The organism is Rhizobium rosettiformans W3 (assembly GCF_004912135.1).
Lineage (GTDB): Bacteria > Pseudomonadota > Alphaproteobacteria > Rhizobiales > Rhizobiaceae > Allorhizobium > Allorhizobium rosettiformans.
Map to the genome: position 1 here is coordinate 1 of NZ_STGU01000018.1, position 19,290 is coordinate 19,290.

Sequence of the window (19,290 nt, forward strand, 5' to 3'; positions counted from 1 at the left end):
CCAAGGCGGCCGGTCGCAATCGAATCGTGCATGCGAGAGAGATCGCGGAAACGGCTCTCGGGGCTTCTGTTCCTGACAATGATCAGTTGCCGGTCGATCGCTCACGGCTCACAGCCTGAGAGTCACTTGGGCGCAAATTAACCCGTCTTTACATTCATTTACGTCTGTTTTCTCAAGTCCTTGTTCGCCATCGAGGGCGGGTGGGGCCGCGGTCCGGTTAACGAAAGTAAACGGTTCATTAACCTTAATGTTGTTGAACTTGCCTCACAAACCCGGAGCAAGCGGTGCGATTCCGGTCGGATTTTTAGAATTTGCGAGGCGTAGATGAGTGGCAAGCATGTCGCGGTATTGATGGGTGGATTGTCCTCCGAGCGGCCGGTCAGCTTGTCTTCGGGGAATGCCTGTGCTGAGGCGCTTGAGGCCGAGGGCTTCAAGGTCACGCGTGTCGACGTCGGTCGCGATATCGGCCGTGTTTTGGAAAACCTGAAGCCCGACGTCGCCTTCAATGCGCTGCATGGCCCTTATGGCGAAGACGGCACGATCCAGGGTGTGCTGGAATATCTCGAAATTCCCTATACGCATTCCGGCGTTCTTGCCTCTGCACTCGCCATGGACAAGAGGCAGGCGAAGATCGTCGCGGCCCAGGCGGGTATTCCTGTCGCCGAGGCCATGGTCATCAACCGCTTCGATATTGGCAACACCCATCCGATGGCGCCGCCCTATGTAGTGAAGCCTGTCCGCGAGGGCTCCAGCTTCGGCGTGGTGATCGTGCGCGAAGACATGGCGCATCCGCCGCAGATCCTGACTTCGAGCGAGTGGCGCTATGGCGATATCGTCATGGTCGAGCGTTACGTGGCCGGCCGTGAGCTGACCTGCGGCGTCATGGATGGACAGGTTCTCGGCGTAACCGAGATCGTACCTCTGGGTCACAGCTTCTACGACTACGACTCCAAGTATGCCGCGGGCGGCTCGCAGCACGTACTTCCGGCAGAAATTTCACCGAAAATTTACCAAAAAATACAATCATTAGCCCTCAAGGCACACCAGGCGCTCGGGTGTCGCGGAGTGAGTCGTTCAGACTTCCGTTACGACGATCGCTTCTCCGAGGATGGCGATCTGATTTGGCTGGAGCTCAATAACCAGCCGGGCATGACCCCTACCTCGTTGCTGCCGGAAATGGCTGCCCATGCGGGCTACAGCTTTGGTGAGTTTTTACGTTGGATGGTGGAGGACGCTTCTTGTTCTCGTTGAGCGGTAACAAAATGGCTGAGATTTCGGGTCTGCTTCCGACTTCGCCGCTCGCCTCTTCGGAGGCCAAGGTGCTTCCGCGCCCGCTGCGCCGCATCGTTCGTTTCGTGATCAGCCTGTGCTCCGGGCGTATCGCCATCCCGCGGCATTTCGGCAAGGTCAGCCTTGCTGGCTTCTACGGTCTGGTCGCGCTGCATGGTGTGGTTGTTGGTGGTCATGGTCCGGTCGTCATGCAGGGCGTGACGGCTTCTGCTGGTTTCGCCGTCGAGGATGTTCGCGTCTCCGGCAATCAGCACACGTCCGAAATCGATATCCTGCAGCTTCTCGGTCTCGACGGCTCCACGAGCCTGCTGGGTCTCGATATCGCGGCTGCCCGCGCTGCCCTGGCTGAGCTCCCCTGGGTCGAATCGGCCGAGGTGCGCAAGGTCTATCCGTCGACCGTCGAAGTCACGCTGCGTGAGCGCCAGGCCTATGGGATCTGGCAGCATGGCAATGATCTCTCGCTGATCGAGCGGTCGGGTTCGGTGATTGCCCCGCTGCGCGACAACAAGTTTGCCTCGCTTCCGCTCTTTGTCGGTCGCGACGCCGAGACGGCGGCTGCTTCGATCGATGAAGAGTTTTCGAACTGGCCGGCGATTGCGTCCCGGGTAAAGGCCTTCGTTCGCGTCGGTGGTCGCCGCTGGGATGTGCATCTGGACAACGGCATCATCGTCCGTCTGCCGGAAGAGAATGTTGCGGGCGCGCTGGCACTTCTCAATCGCTTCGATGCCGAGCAGCAGGTTCTGTCGCGGGATGTGGCGCTCGTTGATCTGCGTCTCCCCGACCGTGTCACCATTCGCCTGACGCCTGGTGCGCAGGAGCGTCGTACTGCGGCTCTCGAAGAGCGCCGCAAAGCCCTCAAGAAGCTGGAGCAGAAGATATGAGCATCTTTGGTGGCTCTTCTTTCGGTCTCCCGCGCGCCAAGCCGCTGTCGTCCAAGCGGGCGCATGTCGTTTCGGTACTCGATATCGGCTCGACCAAGGTTGTCTGCATCATTGCCCGGCTGACGCCGCGGCGTGAATCCGCCGTGCTGCCGGGGCGCACCCACAATGTCGAGGTCATCGGCCTCGGCCACCAGCGTTCGCACGGCATCAAGTCCGGCGTCATTGCCGATCTCGATGCCGTTGAAAACGTCGTTCGCCTTGCCGTCGACGCTGCCGAGCGCATGGCTGGCCTGACGGTCGAAAGCCTGATCGTCAACGTGTCTGCGGGCCGCATCGGTTCCGACGTCTACACCGCGACCATCGATCTCGGTGGTCAGGAAGTCGAATCCGGCGATCTCCGCAAGGTGCTGATCGCTGCCGGCCAGCAGTCGCAGGGAAGCGACCGTGCCGTGCTACATTCGCTGCCCACGGGCTTTTCGCTTGACGGAGAGCGGGGAATCCGTGATCCACTTGGAATGTATGGCGATGTTCTCGGCGTCGACATGCACGTGGTCACGGCCGAACGGGCAGCGCTCCGCAATCTGGAGCTCTGCATCAACCGCGCTCACCTGACCGTCGAAGGCGTGGTTGCCACGCCTTACGCCAGCGGCCTTGCTGCCCTGGTCGACGACGAGGTGGAGCTGGGTTGCGCGGCGATCGACATGGGTGGTGGCATGACCACCATCTCGGTCTTCGCTGAAGGCAAGTTGATCCATACGGACGCCATCGGGATCGGCGGTCACCATGTGACGACCGATCTGGCGCGCGGGCTTTCCACCCGTATCGAGGATGCAGAACGTCTGAAGGTCGTTCACGGTTCGGCTGTCGCCAACGGCGCCGACGATCGCGAAGTCGTATCCGTCCCGCCGATCGGCGAGGATGATCGCGACCAGCCGACCCAGGTGTCGAAGGCGCTTCTGACCCGGATCATCAGCGCACGCATCGAGGAAACCCTCGAAATGCTGCGCGACCGGATCCAGAAGTCGGGCTTCTCGCCGGTCGTCGGAAAGCGCGTCGTTTTGACGGGTGGTGCCTGCCAGCTGACCGGCATGCCGGAGGCGGCGCGCCGCATTCTGGCCCGGAACGTGCGTATCGGTCGTCCGATGGGTGTGTCGGGTCTGCCGGCTGCCGCCAAGGGACCGGCCTTCTCCACGGCCGTTGGCCTGACGATCTATCCGCAGATGGCGGATCAGGAAACACATGCCGGGCAGGGCGGGTTGTTCTCGCCCTTCGGCAACGGAAACAGCCGCTTCGCCCGCATGGGGCAATGGCTGAAAGAGAGTTTTTGAGTTTACCCGGCCGGACACAAGCTTCGGCCAAGGGAAATCTGTTGAAATGACATGGCCGGCTTGGCGATGCGGCCGGGAAAAGAAGGAACGGGTACCATGACCATCAAGCTGCAGAAGCCAGACATTACTGAGCTGAAGCCCCGCATCACCGTCTTCGGTGTCGGTGGCGGTGGCGGCAATGCCGTCAACAACATGATCACCGCTGGTCTGCAGGGCGTCGATTTCGTCGTCGCCAACACGGATGCCCAGGCGCTGACCATGACCAAGGCCGAGCGCATCATCCAGCTCGGCGTCAACGTCACGGAAGGCCTCGGCGCCGGCTCGCAGCCGGAAGTCGGTCGCGCCGCCGCTGAAGAGTGCATCGACGAGATCATCGATCACCTGAACGGTACCCACATGTGCTTCGTCACCGCCGGCATGGGTGGTGGTACCGGCACCGGTGCTGCTCCTGTCGTCGCCCAGGCCGCCCGCAACAAGGGTATCCTGACCGTCGGCGTCGTCACCAAGCCGTTCCACTTCGAAGGCGCTCGCCGCATGCGTCTGGCCGAGCAGGGCATCGAGGAACTGCAGAAGTCGGTCGACACGCTGATCGTCATCCCGAACCAGAACCTGTTCCGCATCGCCAACGACCGCACGACCTTTGCCGACGCCTTCGCGATGGCCGACCAGGTTCTGTACTCGGGCGTTGCCTGCATCACCGACCTGATGGTCAAGGAAGGCCTGATCAACCTCGACTTTGCGGACGTTCGTTCCGTGATGCGCGAAATGGGCCGCGCCATGATGGGAACCGGCGAAGCTTCGGGCGAAGGCCGTGCGATGCAGGCTGCTGAAGCCGCAATCGCCAATCCGCTGCTCGACGAAACCTCGATGAAGGGCGCTCAGGGCCTGCTGATCTCGATCACCGGCGGCCGTGACCTGACCCTCTTCGAAGTCGACGAAGCTGCGACCCGCATTCGCGAAGAAGTTGATCCGGATGCCAACATCATCCTGGGCGCCACCTTCGACGAAGCGCTGGAAGGCATCATTCGCGTCTCCGTCGTTGCCACCGGCATCGACCGTGCTGCTCTTGCCTCCAAGGGCTTCGAAGCCGCTCCGCTCGCAAAGCCCGCTATGCGTTCTTCCGCGGCCGTTGCTCCGGCACCGGCCGCATATCAGCCTGCAATGACGCAGGCCCCCAAGCCGACCATGGATCCGGTCGCAGACACCATCCGTTCGGCTGAAGCAGCCATGGAACGGGAACTCGAAATCGCCGTCGCCCGTCAGCCGGTGAGCCAGCCGCAGCCTGCTCCGCAGCAGGAATTCCGTCCGGCCAGCCGTCTGTTCGCTTCGCCGGCTCCGGAAGCAGCCCCTGCGCCGCAGATGGTCCAGCCGGTCGCTCCGCCCCCGGTCATGAGCCAGCCGGCACCGGTTATGCAGCAGCCGGCTCCGGTCATGCAGGCGCCTGTCGCGCCGGCACCGATGGCAGCCGAGCCCCGCATGGCCGCTGAACCGGTCCGCATGCCGAAGGTTGAAGACTTCCCGCCGGTGCTGCGCGCCGAAATCGATCACCGCGCCCAGCCGGCAGCGCCTGCCGCCCAGGACGAGCGTGGCCCGATGGGTCTTCTGAAGCGCATCACCAACTCGCTGGGCCGTCAGGCCGACGAGGAGCCGGTGATGGGTGACATGACCGGTTCTGCGCCGGCTGCTCCTTCGCAGCAGCGCCGTCCGCTCTCGGCTGAAGCCAGCCTCTACGCTCCGCGTCGCGGCCAGCTGGATGATCACGGTCGTGCAACGCCGGCACGTGCTGGCAGCGAAGACGACCAGCTCGAGATCCCGGCCTTCCTGCGTCGTCAGACGAGCTAAGACTGGATCAGACCTGCTTTGGAAACCCGGGTTGAAAGACCCGGGTTTTCTGTATTTCACGAACTGTTTCAGTTCGTGAAATTCTTGATGTTAATCAATGGGCTGGCTTCGTTACAGCGCGAAAGAATCAGTGATTTGGCTGGAGGGGCGGGGCCACGTATGTATGAGATCGAAACAGGGCTCTGCTTGAGTCTTCGACACGCATTAGCGACGGGAAGTTTCAGATCCACCGCCTCGTCGCTTCATCTTTAAGGCTATCGGAATGGCAATTGCTTTGCTCGGATTTCAGACCACGATCGCAGCGCCGCTCACGCTGACTGGGATCGGGGTTCATTCCGGTCGAGACGTCAGCATCACCTTCCAGCCGGCGGAAGCCGGAACGGGCGTCGTGTTCCAGCGTCAGCATGACGATGGTTCGGTGAGCGAGTACCGCGCCGTTTCCGCACACGTCGGCAATACCGATCTCTGCACGGTTCTCGGAACCAATCCCGCCCGGTCGATCGCCACCATCGAACACGTCATGGCAGCGCTTTATGCGCTTGGCCTCGACAATGTCATCGTCGAAGTCGATGGCGCCGAGATGCCGATCATGGATGGTAGCTCCGAGGTGTTCATCGAAGCGATCGAACAGGTCGGCATCACCAATCTCGGCGTCAAGCGCCGCTACATTCGCGTGACCAAGCCGGTGCGGATCGAATCGGGTGCCTCCTGGTCGGAATTCCGCCCCTATGACGGCACACGCTTCGAAGTCGAGATCGACTTCGACAGCAAGCTGATCGGTCGGCAGAAGTGGGAAGGCGATCTAACAGCCGAGAGCTTCAAGACCGAATTGTCGCGGGCGCGCACCTTCGGCTTCATGCGTGATGTCGAGCGCCTGTGGGCCGCTGGTTTTGCGCTCGGCTCGTCGCTCGAAAACTCCGTCGTCATTTCCGACGACGATACCGTGATCAATGTTGAAGGCCTGCGCTACGAGAAGGACGAATTCGTCCGTCACAAGACGCTGGATGCCGTGGGCGACCTGGCGCTGGCGGGTGCGCAGTTCATCGGCTGCTACCGTTCCTATCGCGGCGGTCACAAGATGAATGCCAACGCGCTGAAGGCGCTGCTTAGCGACCCGACGGCTTATGAGGTCGTGGAAGCGCCGAGCCGCAGCTATCAGGTTCGCGCCCGCGAGTTCGTTCCGGTCCAGGTTCCGGAATTCGCTCCCTGGTCGGCTTAACCGCCAGTTCCTGAAACGGAATTCGAACGCCGGCCTTTATCGAGGTCGGCGTTTTTGCAAGGTGCGGAAAGAGGCGGGCACAAGCGGCACTTTCTGGGCGGCCCGCCACAAAAATGCGTTAAAGTCACATCACTGCGTTGCCCTAGTGCCGCTTTTGTGGCTAGAAACGCCAGTTGAAGGCGACGGTTTTTCAAGCGGCGCTGCAATCGGGATCTTTCGAATGAATCAAGTGGGATCGGTCGTTGTGAAGAAAGCCGCGCGTATTGCAGGCCTGTGTGTGATGATGTCCGTGGGCGCCGTGCTCGCCGGATGCCAGTCGGACCCGGATATCGACATCAGCAAGCTCGCTGCCGAGACCGAGCCGCCGGAAGTGCTCTACAATCAGGGCCTTGCCAACATCAAGGCCGGCAACATGAGCGAAGCTTCGCGCAAGTTCGATGCCGTCGATGCCCAGCATCCGTTCTCGGAATGGTCGCGCAAGGCACTCGTGATGAGCACCTTCACGAAGTATCGCCTCGGCCGTTATGCGGACGCGATCTCCACCGGCAACCGCTATATGAGCCTTTACCCGAAGTCTGAAGACGCTGCCTATGCGCAGTATCTGGTCGGTCTTTCCTACTGGAAGCAGATTTCGAGCGTCACGCAGGATCAGCGCAACTCGGTCAAGACGATCGAAGCGATGCAGCGCGTCGTCAACGAGTTCCCCGATTCGGAATATGTCGACGACGCACAGGCGAAGATCCGTTTCGCGCGCGACCAGCTCGCCGGCAAGGAGATGCAGGTCGGTCGCTACTATCTGGAGCGCAAGGAATATCTCGCCGCCGTCTCGCGCTTCCGCGTCGTGGTCGAGCAGTATCCGAACACCAACCAGATCGAAGAGGCGCTGGCGCGTCTGGTCGAAGCCTATTACGCCATGGGCGTCGTCTCGGAAGCACAGGCGGCGGCTGCCGTACTCGGCCACAACTATCCGGACAGCCAGTGGTATGCCGATAGTTATGCGCTGCTGCAGCGGGGTGGGGTCGAGCCGCGTGAAAACAGCGGGTCCTGGATCACCCGTGCTGGCCGCAGGCTGCTGATCGGGACCTGACAAGTCTAATCTGACGAAGTGAGAATCTGAGCCCATGCTGGTCCAGCTGTCGATCCGCGATATCGTTCTGATCGAGCGGCTGGATCTTGCATTCGAAACGGGCCTTTCCGTGCTGACCGGGGAGACCGGTGCCGGCAAATCCATCCTGCTGGACAGTCTGTCGCTCGCCCTCGGTGGACGCGGTGACGGGTCTCTTGTTCGCCACGGCGAGGACAAGGGGCAGGTGACAGCCGTCTTCGACGTCGACAACAGCCATGCGGCACGGACCCTGCTCAAGGGTAACGGTGTCGACGACGACGGCGATCTGATTTTCCGCCGCGTCCAGTCGGCCGATGGCCGCACGCGCGCTTACATCAACGACCAGCCAGTCAGCGTCCAATTGATGCGCCAAGTCGGGCAGTTGCTGGTCGAGATCCACGGCCAGCATGATGATCGCGCCCTGATCGACACCAATGCACACCGGATGCTGCTCGATGCCTTTGCGGGCCTGACCGACGAGGCCGTCGATCTCGGGGAGAGCTATCGTCGCTGGCGCGATGCGGAGCGATCCTTCAAGGCGCACAAGGCCAAGGTCGAGGCCGCCGCGCGTGAGGCGGACTATCTGCGGGCTTCGGTTGAAGAGTTGGAAGGTCTTTCGCCGCTCGATGGCGAGGAGGATGAACTCGCCGAGCGTCGCTCTGCCATGCAGAAATCCGAACGCATCGCGGGCGATATCGCCGAGGCCTCGGAGTTCTTGAACGGCAATGCGTCGCCGGTCCCGCATATTGCCTCGCTGATGCGCCGTCTTGAGCGCAAGAGCCAGGAAGCGCCGGGATTGCTGGAAGAGACCGTGCAACTCCTGGGAACGGCGCTCGACACCTTGTCTGCCGCTCAAATGGAAGTCGAATCGGCCCTGCGGCGGACGGAGTTTGATCCGCGCGAGCTGGAACGCGTCGAAGAGCGGCTGTTCGCGTTGAGAGCGGCCGGACGCAAGTATTCGGTCGCCGTCGCCGATCTGCCGGCACTTGCGGAAAAGATGGTGGCGGATCTCGCCGATCTCGATGCCGGCGAAGAGCGTCTTGGCCAGCTGGAAGCGGCCGTGCGCGAGACCAAGGCGCATTACGATCATCTGGCCCAGCAGCTGTCTGCCAAGCGCCAGAACGCCGCCCAGACGCTTGCCGATGCCGTAATGCAGGAACTGCCGGCGCTGAAGCTCGAGCGGGCGCGGTTCATGGTGGAAGTGGCAGCCGACCCTGACAACGCGACGGCCGACGGCATCGACACGGTCGAGTTCCACGTCCAGACCAATCCCGGCACGCGTCCCGGCCCGATCATGAAGGTCGCATCCGGGGGCGAGCTGTCACGCTTTCTGCTGGCGCTCAAGGTGGCGCTGGCCGATCGCGGTTCTGCGCCGACGCTGGTCTTCGATGAAATCGACACCGGCGTCGGGGGGGCTGTGGCCGATGCGATCGGACAGCGGCTGAAGCGGCTCTCGGCCAAGGTCCAGGTGCTGTCCGTCACCCATGCGCCCCAGGTTGCCGCCCGCGCCTCGACGCATTTCCTGATCTCGAAAGGCCCAACCGGCGATGCCGGCGACAAGATCGCGACACGCGTTGCGATCATGGAGCCGGAGCATCGCAAGGAAGAGATCGCCCGTATGCTCGCCGGCGCCTCCGTGACCGACGAAGCGCGTGCGGCCGCCGCCAAGCTTCTGGCGGCCGGGGAGTGATCCCCATCACCCCCGTATCGGTTGCGCTCTCCGCTGAAACCTGTTTGGCTGGCTTGCCATGCTCGAACTGATCCAGATCTACTGGGCCGAGACCCTTGCCGTCATGTCCGTGGTGTTCGGCACGGTCGCGGCAGTGCATGCGGCCATGACCAAGCGCGAGGTCCGGTCGGCGCTCGGCTGGGTCGGCATCATCATACTTTCTCCACTCGTCGGCGCCATGATCTACGCGGTTGCCGGGATCAACCGGATCCGGCGGGCGACGCTCATCTCGCGGCGCGCGCTTGAGCTGGATGAGATCTGGCGGCACCTCTCGCGCTACAGCATCGGGGAGGACGAAATTTCCGACAGGTTCGGCCGCCGGTTCGGGCAGATGTTGCAGCTGGGCGAAAAGGTTACGCGGCACCCGCTCTCCTCGGGCAACTCGATCACGATGCTGTCCACCGGCGACGAGACCTTCGATGCCATGTGCGAAGCGATCGAGGGGGCCGAGCGGAGCATCATTCTCGAAACCTACATTTTCGATCGGGACGCCGTTGGGCGCCGGATCGCAGATTGCCTGATCGCCGCGCATCAGCGTGGCGTCGAGGTGCGCGTCATCGTCGACGCCGTCGGAGCACGCTACAGCGTGCCCAGCATCATCGGCTATCTGGAGGAGGGCGGCGTGCCTGTCGCCACCTTCAACGGGCAGGTCATCATGGGCCTCCGGCTGCCTTACGCCAATCTGCGCACCCACCGGAAGATCCTCGTGGTGGATGGCACGGTTGGCTTCATCGGCGGGATGAACATCCGTGCGGCCTTTACCGGTCCTGATGGCGCGCGTGACACCCACTTCAAGGTAAGCGGTCCCGTCGTTGCGGATATCCTCGCCGTTGCGGCGGAAGACTGGCATTTCGAGACGGGCGAAGTGTTGCTGGGACCTGTCTGGCATGTCCAGCTCGACGGCGTTGTGCCCGGAACGGGAACGGCCATCCGAGCGGTGGTGTCAGGTCCTGACTCCCATATCGAAACCAATCACAAACTGCTTCTCGGCGCCTTCTCCGTGGCCGAAAAATCGATCCGCATCGTTTCGCCCTATTTCCTGCCGGACACGACCTTCATCGCAGCCTTGAATACCGCGGCGCGCCGCGGCGTCGAGGTCGATGTCATCGTGCCGTCTCAGAACAATCTCGCGATCGTCGCGCGGGCGATGATGGGACAGTTCGACCAGATTTTGCGGGAGGGCTGTCGCGTCCATCTGTCGAGTGGCTCGTTCGACCACTCCAAGCTTATGGTGATCGATGGCCAGTGGTGTTTCATCGGCTCCTCGAACCTCGATTCGCGTTCGCTGCGATTGAACTTCGAGATAGACTTGGAAGTTTACGATCGGGTGCTGGCCGAACAGATCGAGCGTCGCATCGACCAGAGCCTGGCGAATGCCGAGGAGCTGACCTTGCAGGATCTGAAGTCGCGTTCTTTGCCGAACCGGCTGATAGACCGCTTGTTCTGGCTCGGATCGCCCTATCTTTGAATACAGGCGGCCGGCCATCGGTTGCCTTCGCCACGATCGGCCTCAGGCCCAATGACGACGGATGCAACTGGTTTGATGAAGAAGACAAAACCCAGCCTCGCCCGGACGATGTTGACCTCGATCCGCAACCGCAAAGGGCGTCCGGATGAGCGCATCACGTCCGAAACCGCCGATGGCGTGATGACGGTTGCTTCCTACAATGTCCATAAATGCGTGGGCGTCGATGGGCGCTTCGATCCGGAGCGGATCATCGACGTGATCCAGGAAATCCGTCCCGATGTGATTGCCCTGCAGGAAGCCGATCAGCGGTTCGGGGAGCGATCCGGACTGCTCGATCTCAACCGGCTGCGGCTCGAAACCGGGCTGCTGCCGGTGCCCGTGGTTGCGGGGCCAAAATCGCATGGCTGGCGTGGCAACGTGCTGCTGTTTCGGGAAGGAATCGTCCGGGACGTGCATCAGGTGGCGCTGCCGGGACTCGAGCCGCGGGGCGCGCTGGTGGCGGAGATCGATCTCGAGGGCAGGGCAGGGCTGCGCGTCATCGCGGCGCATCTCGGGCTTCTGCGCTGGGCGCGGCGCCAGCAGGCCGACGTGATCCTCGAACTCTTGCAGCGGCGCGCAGAGCGACCGACACTTTTGATGGGGGACTTCAACGAGTGGCGGCTGGGGCCGGGCTCGGCGCTGACCCGCCTGGAGCCGGTCTTCGGGCCGCTTCCACCGCCGCTTCCAAGCTTTCCGGCGCGGCTGCCGGTTCTGTCTCTCGATCGGATCATGGCGAACAGGGTCGGGCTGATCGCCGATCTCAGCGTGCATGACACGCCGCTTGCGAGGCTTGCTTCCGACCACCTGCCGCTCACCGCTCGGATCGATCTCAGCAAGGTGTCGTTGAGCAAGGTCGAGGACTGATCGCACGCTCTTTTCATTCGCCGAATTTCCGCTAAACCCGACAGGAGATTCCGGAGGTTGCCATGGCCGTTGACACCATTCCCGTCGAAACCCTGAGCGAGGAGCAGGCGAAGGCCGAGCTGCAGCGCCTGGCGGCAGAGATCGCGCATCACGATGCGCTCTATCATGGCAAGGACAAGCCCGAGATCTCGGATGCGGACTACGACGCGCTGAAGCGGCGCAATGATGCGATCGAGGCGCAGTTTCCGGGGCTCGTTCGCACCGACAGCCCGTCCCAGCGGGTGGGTGCAGCGCCCGCCGGCATCTTCGCCCAGGTGACCCATGCGCGGCCGATGCTGTCGCTCGACAACACCTTCTCCGACGAGGACGTGCAGGATTTCGTTTCTTCCGTCTACCGCTTCCTCGGGCAGATGCCCGACAACTCGATCGCCTTCACGGTCGAGCCGAAGATCGACGGCCTGTCGATGTCGCTGCGCTACGAGAACCGCAAGCTGGTGACAGCCGCGACCCGCGGCGACGGGACGACCGGCGAGAACGTCACGGCGAACATTCGCACGATCCGCGAGATCCCGAACGAACTGCCTGCCGATGCCCCCGATATCGTCGAGGTGCGTGGTGAAGTCTATATGGCGAAATCCGACTTCATGGCGCTCAACGCGCAGATGGAGGCCGAGGGCAAGCAGACCTACGTGAATCCGCGCAACACGGCCTCAGGCTCGCTGCGTCAGCTGGATCCGAAGGTGACGGCAAGCCGCAAGCTGCGGTTCTTCGCCTATGCCTGGGGCGAAATGAGCCAGATGCCGGCCGAGACGCAGTGGGAGATGGTGCAGGTCTTCGGCCGCTGGGGGTTCCCGATCAATCCGCTGACCGAGCGGCTCTCCTCGGTTCAGGCGATCCTCGACCACTACCGCGAGATCGGTTTGCAGCGGCCGGACCTGGATTACGACATCGACGGTGTCGTCTATAAGGTCGACCGGCTCGACCTGCAGGCCCGCCTCGGCTTCCGTTCGCGGTCGCCGCGCTGGGCCACTGCTCACAAGTTTCCCGCCGAACAGGCCTTCACCACGGTCGAGGCCATCGACATCCAGGTCGGCCGCACCGGAGCGCTGACGCCCGTGGCGCGCCTGACGCCGATTACGGTCGGTGGTGTCGTGGTGACGAATGCCACGCTCCACAACGCCGATTATATCGAAGGCATCGGCAATTCCGGCCAGCGGATCCGCCCCGAAGACCATGACATCCGCATCGGCGATACCGTCATCGTGCAGCGGGCGGGGGATGTCATTCCGCAGGTGCTGGATGTGGTCCTGGAAAAGCGCCCCACGGAGGCGAGCCGCTACGTCTTCCCCAAGACGTGCCCCGTCTGCGGCAGTCACGCCGTGCGGGAGAAGAATGAAAAGACCGGCAAGCTCGATTCCGTCACGCGTTGCACCGGCGGCTTCGTTTGTCGGGCTCAGGCCGTCGAGCACATCAAGCATTTCGTCTCTCGCAACGCCTTCGACATCGAGGGACTTGGCACCAAGCAGGTCGATTTCTTCTTCGAGAGCGACGACCCCGCGCTGATGATCCGCACCGCGCCCGATATCTTCACCCTCAAGGCGCGGCAGGAGCGCTCGCTGACCAAGCTCGAAAACATCGAGGGTTTTGGCCGCGTCAGTGTGCGCAAGCTTTTCGAAGCGATCGATGCCCGGCGCGAGATCGCCCTCAACCGCTTCATCTTCGCGCTCGGCATCCGCCATGTGGGCGAGACGACGGCAAAGCTCCTGGCTCGCTCCTATGGCAGCTATGCTGCCTTCGCAGAGGCGATGCAGGCGGCTGGCTCGAAGTTCGGTGATGCCTGGAACGACCTGAACAGCATCGACGGCATCGGCGAGGTGGTTGCGGCCTCGATTGTCGAGTTCTTCAAGGAGCCGCGCAATCTGGAGGTCGTCGAGAGGCTTCTCAGCGAGGTGACGCCACTGGATGCCGAGGCAGCCGTCGTTAGCGACAGTCCGGTTGCCGGCAAGACTGTTGTCTTTACCGGCTCGCTTGAGCGCTTCACGCGTGACGAGGCCAAGGCGCGTGCCGAAGGGCTCGGGGCGAAGGTGGCAGGCTCGGTGTCGAAGAAGACGGATTATGTCGTTGCTGGGCCCGGTGCTGGCTCCAAGCTCGACAAGGCCCGCGAACTTGGCGTCGAAGTCATGACCGAAGATGAGTGGCTTGCTCTGATCGGTGGATGATCAGGCAAGGCTCATGGCGGCGTTCGTGAGATCGAGGCTCGTCGGCTCCACCTGTGTGCCGCGGGGCAGCTCCCGCTCCAGCACGATCCGATTGCGGCCGGATGACTTGGCGGCGTAGAGCGCACGGTCTGCGGCCGCGTAAACTGCCGAAAAATCCCGCATCGGCGTGATGTCGGCGAGGCCGCCGGAGACGGTAACCGCAATCGATTGATGGAAAGCTTCGATCAGGCGGTTTGCGATCGAGCGCCTGATGCGTTCGGCCGTGGAGACGACTTCGGCAACTTCGCAGTCCTGGAACAGAATGGCGAATTCCTCGCCACCGATGCGCGCGACCAGGTGGCTCGGTCCGACGATCTCGGTCAGCGTGGCAGCCACGGAAATGATGACATCGTCTCCCGCCATGTGGCCGTAGCGGTCGTTGATCTGTTTGAAGCGATCGATGTCGAGGATCAGAAGATGGCCGCGCTCGACCTGCGAGAGATCATCGATGAAGGCCCGGCGGTTGAGAAGGCCCGACAGCATGTCCGTCCGGCTCAACTGGCGAAATTCGAGCCGGGTGCGGGCGAGGTGGATGACGGCGTAGCCCATGTAGAGGCTGCACAGCATCGTCAGCACGAAGGCTACGACGACGGCGATGCTACAGCCGATGGCCATGTCGCGCCACAGGGGATTGAGCAGCAGGTCGAAGGCATGCATGACAGTCAGCATGCCCGCCACCATGAAGCAGGCAATGATGGAGTTGCGGATGGACAGTCGATTGGCGAAACGGATGACGGCGTTCCAGTTGTCGAACTCCGTCAGTCCAATGTCCTGGATTACCCAAGCTTCGATCTGCTTCTTCAACATCGGTGCGACCACACAATAGGACTTGAGGTTAAATTCTTTCGCGACGCGAACTACTGTCAGCGCCGTCTTCCATCATAAAATCTGTATGGCCCCGTGCCCCGTGGCCGCATGATGTCAAGGTGACCAATGCAACCTGAGGAGTAAAGTCCTTATCTGCATTTCTACTAGTCTTAGTCCCTTAAAAATTAAGGTTGGATGAATCTGTAACTCAGGATTGCATCTTCATTCGTCTCAAGACGGCACAGTCACGGTTCTGTGAACCCGGTCGGTACAACTTCCAGTCCAAAAGACGATGGGTCCTGCTTGAAGATCAGGCCGCCACGCGAGGTTGAACCGGCCGCCACATAGTCGAAGGTCGTTTGCGCTTCCTCGACCGTGGTGTCTCCCTCTGTGAGCGTCGCTTTGACGTCCACGGCGGCTGCCGCCTGATCGCCGTCATTGCTGACTTCGATCATCACGCGCCAGCCGGAGGACAAGGGCGCGATGTCGAGGACCTTGGCCGAGAGCTCGGGCGGACGGTCCCGCGTCGTTGCCGCTTCAAAGAGGAGCCAGCCGATCATGGCCAGGATCATCAGCGTGGCGATAAGGCCGGTTGCCCACTCGATCCAATGGGACCTGACCTGTTCCATGTTCTTTTTGCTGCTTGTCATGTCGGATCCCTCACAACACCAGGCGGGCCGCGGCTGCGCCGATGGCAGCCGGGAAACCGAGGACGATGATCGTCAGAAGGGCTTCGGTCGCGCCGAGGTCGTCCAGCCGGCCGAAGGTCCATAGGGTATAAAGGCTGACCGCGAGGGCAACGAGATAACCCGGCACGGTAAAGCGGAAGACGGCATGCCAGGCGGGTGTTCCCTCATCTAAACTGTGGCTTCCCTTGAAGGCGAGTGCGTAGACGAAGCCGTGCATCAGCATGAGCGATAGAGCGAGCAAGACGAGCGCGTGCCACACCGTCATCTTGTAGGCGAGCAGGATCATCTCTTCCGTCGGGGCAAGGTTCAGGGAGAGATAAAGCGCGCCGACCGCCATCATGAAGAGTTCGGTGATGTAACTGGTCTCGGGCGTGTTGGACGGATCGTCTTCCTCATCCTCATCGTCGTCGCTCATGCTCAACTGGCTTCGACCGAGCAAGGCGCCGATGCTTGCGGGTACCGACTGCAGGGCGATCATGCCTATCCACTGATGCGGTGACATGTCCGGCTTGATGACACCGAGCAGTGCCAGGATCAGCGCGCTGGCTGCAATTCCCATTCCGTAGGCCACCACCGCATCGCGCGCGGATTCGCGCCAGGTCGCCGTGCGCTCGAAGCCGATGCGGTGGGACAGGCCGACGAGCAGGGGGATATTCAGGAGGAGCAAGAGAAGGAGCCGTTCCCGCTCCATGTAGAAGCCGAGGAACCACATCTCCATCGTCATCAGCATCGGAAGCGAGAAGAGCAAGGCGCCGGCGATGCCGCGCGCCAGTCCGACCAGGAAGCGATTGAGCCGCTTCGCGTCGTCGTTTTCGTCATCGATTGCTGTCATAATCGCACCGTCCCTTGCCGCGCGGGGAATGCGCGAGGGACGATGCTTGTTCCATTTCGCGGTTGCTCATGAAGGGCGACCGCGCTTATCGCTTGAGGGCTGCGCAGTGCTCGCGCTGGCTTCCGCCGTCAGCCTTTCGGCTTGAAGCTCTTCTTCTTGCGCCCGCCGCTGCCGCCGCGATCGTCGAACTTGCCCTTGGGCTTGCCGCCAAATGCCGGCTTGTCACCATTCGGCTTTCCGGTCCATTCAGGCTTGGCCGGCTTGTCCCAGGCGTTGGAAGCGCCCTTTGGCTTCTTCTTGAAAGAGGGTTTGTCATCGCTCCAATCGGACCGCTTGGGCTTCGGCGCATCCCCCCAGACGTCGGCATCGGTTACGGCCATGGCGTCGCGCGGGCGGGCAGGGCCATCGTCCTTGCGGGCGTAGGGTTTCTTGTCGCCGAACTGCTTCTTCTCGCCGAAGGGCTTCTTGTCGCCGTAAGCCTTCTTTTCACCGTAAGGCTTGCGATCGCCATTCTCGCGCGGCGGACGGGGAGCGCGCTCCTTCGGCGGCGCGCTGAAATCGGGCATGCCTGGCAGCTGGGCGAGCGTGATGCCGCGCTCCAGCGCCTTGTTGGGACCGAGTGCGCCGAGGAAGGTGTCGAGCGCGCTTTCGGCAATCTCGACGAAGGTCTCCTCCGGCTGCATCTTGATCGCGCCGATCTCGTTCTTGGTGATGTTGCCATTGCGGCAGAGCATCGGGATCAGCCAGCGCGGCTCGGCATTCTGGCGACGGCCGACCGAAACCGAGAACCAGACGCTGGGACCGAAGTCGCCGCGCGGCTTGGTGGCGGCATTCGACGGGTTGGCATAGTCCGGCTCCTTGCGGGCCTTGCCGGCGTCCAGGCTGACGGGGATCAGGTCTTCCGGTGCCGAGCGATTGCCGCGTTGCAGACGCAAGAAGGCAGCTGCGACCTGTTCGGCGCCATGGGTCGCGATCAGCGCCTCGACCATCTGAGCCTCGTCCTCGGAAATCGCTTCGGTCAGCGAGGGATCGGCCATCAGGCGCTCGTCGTCGCGGGCCTGGACTTCGTCCGCCGACGGCGGCAGTGCCCAGGTGGGGCGGACATTGGCGCCGGCGAGCAGGCGCTCCGCCTTGCGGCGCCCGCTGTTCGGCACGATGAGGGCGGAGACACCCTTGTTGCCGGCACGCCCGGTGCGGCCCGAACGGTGCAGCAGGGTTTCGGAATTGGTTGGCAGATCGGCATGGATGACGAGCTCGAGGCCGGGCAGGTCGATGCCGCGTGCTGCGACATCGGTCGCGATGCAGACGCGGGCCCGGCCGTCACGCATGGCCTGAAGCGCATGGGTGCGCTCGTTCTGCGAGAGCTCGCCCGAGAGAGCCACGACGGAGAAGCCGCGATTGTGCAGGCGGGCGGTCAGGTGATTGACTGCTGCACGCGTGGAGCAGAAGACAATGGCATTGCGCGCCTCATAGAAGCGCAGGACGTTGATGATCGCGTTCTCCCGGTCGGGATTGGCGACGGGCAGCGCCCGGTATTCGATGTCGACGTGCTGCTTCTTTTCCGAAACGGTCTCGATGCGGCGGGCGTCACGCTGGTAGCTCTTGGCAAGATCGGCGATCGAGCGCGGCACCGTTGCCGAGAACATCAGGGTGCGGCGGTCATCCGGCGACTCTTCGAGGATGAATTCGAGGTCCTCGCGGAAACCGAGATCGAGCATCTCGTCGGCCTCGTCGAGCACGACGACGCGCATCTGCGACAGATCGAGGGCGCCACGAGTGATGTGGTCGCGCAGGCGGCCCGGCGTGCCAACGACGATATGGGCACCGCGCTCCAACGCGCGCCGCTCATTGCGGATATCCATGCCGCCGACGCAGGAGCCGATGATCGCACCGGTCTCGGCATAAAGCCATTCCAGCTCGCGCTTGACCTGCATCGCGAGTTCGCGCGTCGGCGCGATCGCAAGGGCAAGCGGCGTGCCGGCGCGGTCGAAGCGGCCGCTGTCTGGAATGATGGTCGGGGCCATTGCGAGCCCGAAAGCCACGGTCTTGCCGGAGCCGGTCTGGGCAGAAACGAGCGCATCGCGACCTTCGAGGTCGGGGTCGATCATGGCCTGCTGCACGGGGGTCAGGGTCTCGTAGCCGCGCTTGCGCAAGGCCTCGGCGATCGCCGGGACGATGGCGTCGAAATCAGTCATGGAGTGGTCTTTCGAATGTGATGGATGATGCGGGCCAAAGCGCCGCGCCCGCCGATTGCGGGTATGTTGGCGCTGTTCCTACTCGCCTCCACCCCGAAAGTCGAGGGGGAGGCGAGCAAAAGGCGCGATATGGTGAAGGCGAGGACGGCCCAGTGCGCTCGCCTCCATGTGTCAGGTGCGCAGGCGAGCCATCGCAAGCGCATCGACATAGTGGCCGGCGCGGAAGCCGTAGTCCTTCATCTTGCCCTCGACGGCAAAGCCGAAGCGCTCGTAAAGGGCGATCGCGGCCGCGTTGTCGGCATAGACGGTCAGTTCGAGACGCCGCAGGTTCAGCCAGTCGTCTGCCATTGCAACAGCTTCGCCAAGCAGGGCCTTGCCGATGCCGCGACGGCGATAGTCATCGTGGACGCCCATGCCGATCGTGGCTGCATGCGCGCGTCGGCCTTTGCCCGGTAGCAAGGCGATGTCGCCAACCAAGAGGCCATCGAGTAGAGCCACGAGGCTTGTGACGCCGCTTGCCTGTTGCTCGATGCCGCGCCTGATCTCCTCGACGCTCTCGAAGGGAAGCCGCATGGTGCCCCAACGATAGCCCTGGAGATTGTGCAGTTCAGCCACGGCCGACGCGTCTGCAACCGACCGCGCCCTGATTGTCAGGCCTTCCGGCCATGGCTCTTCATTCTGTCGTGTGATGGGCTTCTGCTTCGACATCTCTCTCTCCTTCAGGAATGGCGGGAGAGCGAGATC

At 62.6% G+C, this 19,290-nt stretch carries 15 protein-coding genes; 10 read left to right on the forward strand and 5 right to left on the reverse strand.

What is annotated here, in order from left to right; genetic code table 11:
• Positions 1-324 precede the first annotated feature (324 nt).
• The 10 genes from FAA86_RS21330 to ligA all read left to right on the forward strand — a co-directional run bounded on the left by FAA86_RS21330 (position 325) and on the right by ligA (position 13,984).
• On the forward strand, positions 325-1,251 hold the full coding sequence (locus FAA86_RS21330) for a D-alanine--D-alanine ligase (RefSeq protein ID WP_136543012.1): 927 nt from the start codon (positions 325-327) through the stop codon (positions 1,249-1,251).
• Positions 1,239-2,171 carry a cell division protein FtsQ/DivIB gene (locus FAA86_RS21335; protein ID WP_377343445.1) on the forward strand — a complete coding sequence of 311 codons (933 nt, stop codon included), beginning with the start codon at positions 1,239-1,241 and terminating at the stop codon, positions 2,169-2,171. Before FAA86_RS21330 ends, FAA86_RS21335 begins: the two co-directional genes overlap by 13 nt.
• Entirely contained in the window at positions 2,168-3,499 is a 1,332-nt protein-coding gene (gene ftsA / locus FAA86_RS21340; RefSeq protein ID WP_136543014.1) for a cell division protein FtsA, read from the forward strand. Before FAA86_RS21335 ends, ftsA begins: the two co-directional genes overlap by 4 nt.
• 96 nt (positions 3,500-3,595) lie before the next feature.
• Complete coding sequence (gene ftsZ, locus FAA86_RS21345; RefSeq protein ID WP_136543015.1) at positions 3,596-5,341, forward strand: cell division protein FtsZ; 1,746 nt, start codon at positions 3,596-3,598, stop codon at positions 5,339-5,341.
• Between the two features lie 262 nt (positions 5,342-5,603).
• Positions 5,604-6,560, forward strand: a complete 957-nt coding sequence (gene lpxC, locus FAA86_RS21350) for a UDP-3-O-acyl-N-acetylglucosamine deacetylase (protein ID WP_136543016.1) — start codon at positions 5,604-5,606, stop codon at positions 6,558-6,560.
• Between the two features lie 280 nt (positions 6,561-6,840).
• On the forward strand, positions 6,841-7,647 hold the full coding sequence (locus tag FAA86_RS21355) for an outer membrane protein assembly factor BamD (protein ID WP_374725483.1): 807 nt from the start codon (positions 6,841-6,843) through the stop codon (positions 7,645-7,647).
• A 34-nt stretch (positions 7,648-7,681) separates the two neighbouring features.
• Entirely contained in the window at positions 7,682-9,355 is a 1,674-nt protein-coding gene (gene recN / locus FAA86_RS21360; RefSeq protein WP_136543017.1) for a DNA repair protein RecN, read from the forward strand.
• A gap of 58 nt (positions 9,356-9,413) precedes the next feature.
• Positions 9,414-10,862: a cardiolipin synthase gene (cls, locus tag FAA86_RS21365; protein WP_136543018.1), complete on the forward strand. Its 1,449-nt coding sequence runs from the start codon at positions 9,414-9,416 to the stop codon at positions 10,860-10,862.
• Positions 10,863-10,937: 75 nt separating this feature from the next.
• The gene (locus tag FAA86_RS21370; RefSeq protein ID WP_136543019.1) at positions 10,938-11,765 is read left to right on the forward strand and encodes an endonuclease/exonuclease/phosphatase family protein; all 828 of its coding nucleotides are present in this window, start codon (positions 10,938-10,940) and stop codon (positions 11,763-11,765) included.
• A 62-nt stretch (positions 11,766-11,827) separates the two neighbouring features.
• A complete protein-coding gene (ligA, locus tag FAA86_RS21375; protein WP_136543020.1) occupies positions 11,828-13,984 on the forward strand; it encodes an NAD-dependent DNA ligase LigA in 2,157 nt (718 codons plus the stop codon).
• Here ligA and FAA86_RS21380 read toward each other — a convergent pair whose 3' ends face one another.
• The 5 genes from FAA86_RS21380 to FAA86_RS21400 form a co-directional block, all read right to left on the reverse strand.
• Positions 13,985-14,830, reverse strand: coding sequence for a GGDEF domain-containing protein (locus FAA86_RS21380; RefSeq protein WP_136543021.1), 846 nt, complete (start codon positions 14,828-14,830; stop codon positions 13,985-13,987).
• A 245-nt stretch (positions 14,831-15,075) separates the two neighbouring features.
• Positions 15,076-15,480 carry a TIGR02588 family protein gene (locus tag FAA86_RS21385; protein ID WP_136543022.1) on the reverse strand — a complete coding sequence of 135 codons (405 nt, stop codon included), beginning with the start codon at positions 15,478-15,480 and terminating at the stop codon, positions 15,076-15,078.
• Positions 15,481-15,490: 10 nt separating this feature from the next.
• Complete coding sequence (locus FAA86_RS21390; protein ID WP_136543023.1) at positions 15,491-16,351, reverse strand: TIGR02587 family membrane protein; 861 nt, start codon at positions 16,349-16,351, stop codon at positions 15,491-15,493.
• Positions 16,352-16,479: 128 nt separating this feature from the next.
• A complete protein-coding gene (locus tag FAA86_RS21395; protein ID WP_136543024.1) occupies positions 16,480-18,546 on the reverse strand; it encodes a DEAD/DEAH box helicase in 2,067 nt (688 codons plus the stop codon).
• 171 nt (positions 18,547-18,717) lie between these two features.
• Positions 18,718-19,254 carry a GNAT family N-acetyltransferase gene (locus FAA86_RS21400; RefSeq protein WP_136543025.1) on the reverse strand — a complete coding sequence of 179 codons (537 nt, stop codon included), beginning with the start codon at positions 19,252-19,254 and terminating at the stop codon, positions 18,718-18,720.
• Positions 19,255-19,290: the final 36 nt, after the last annotated feature.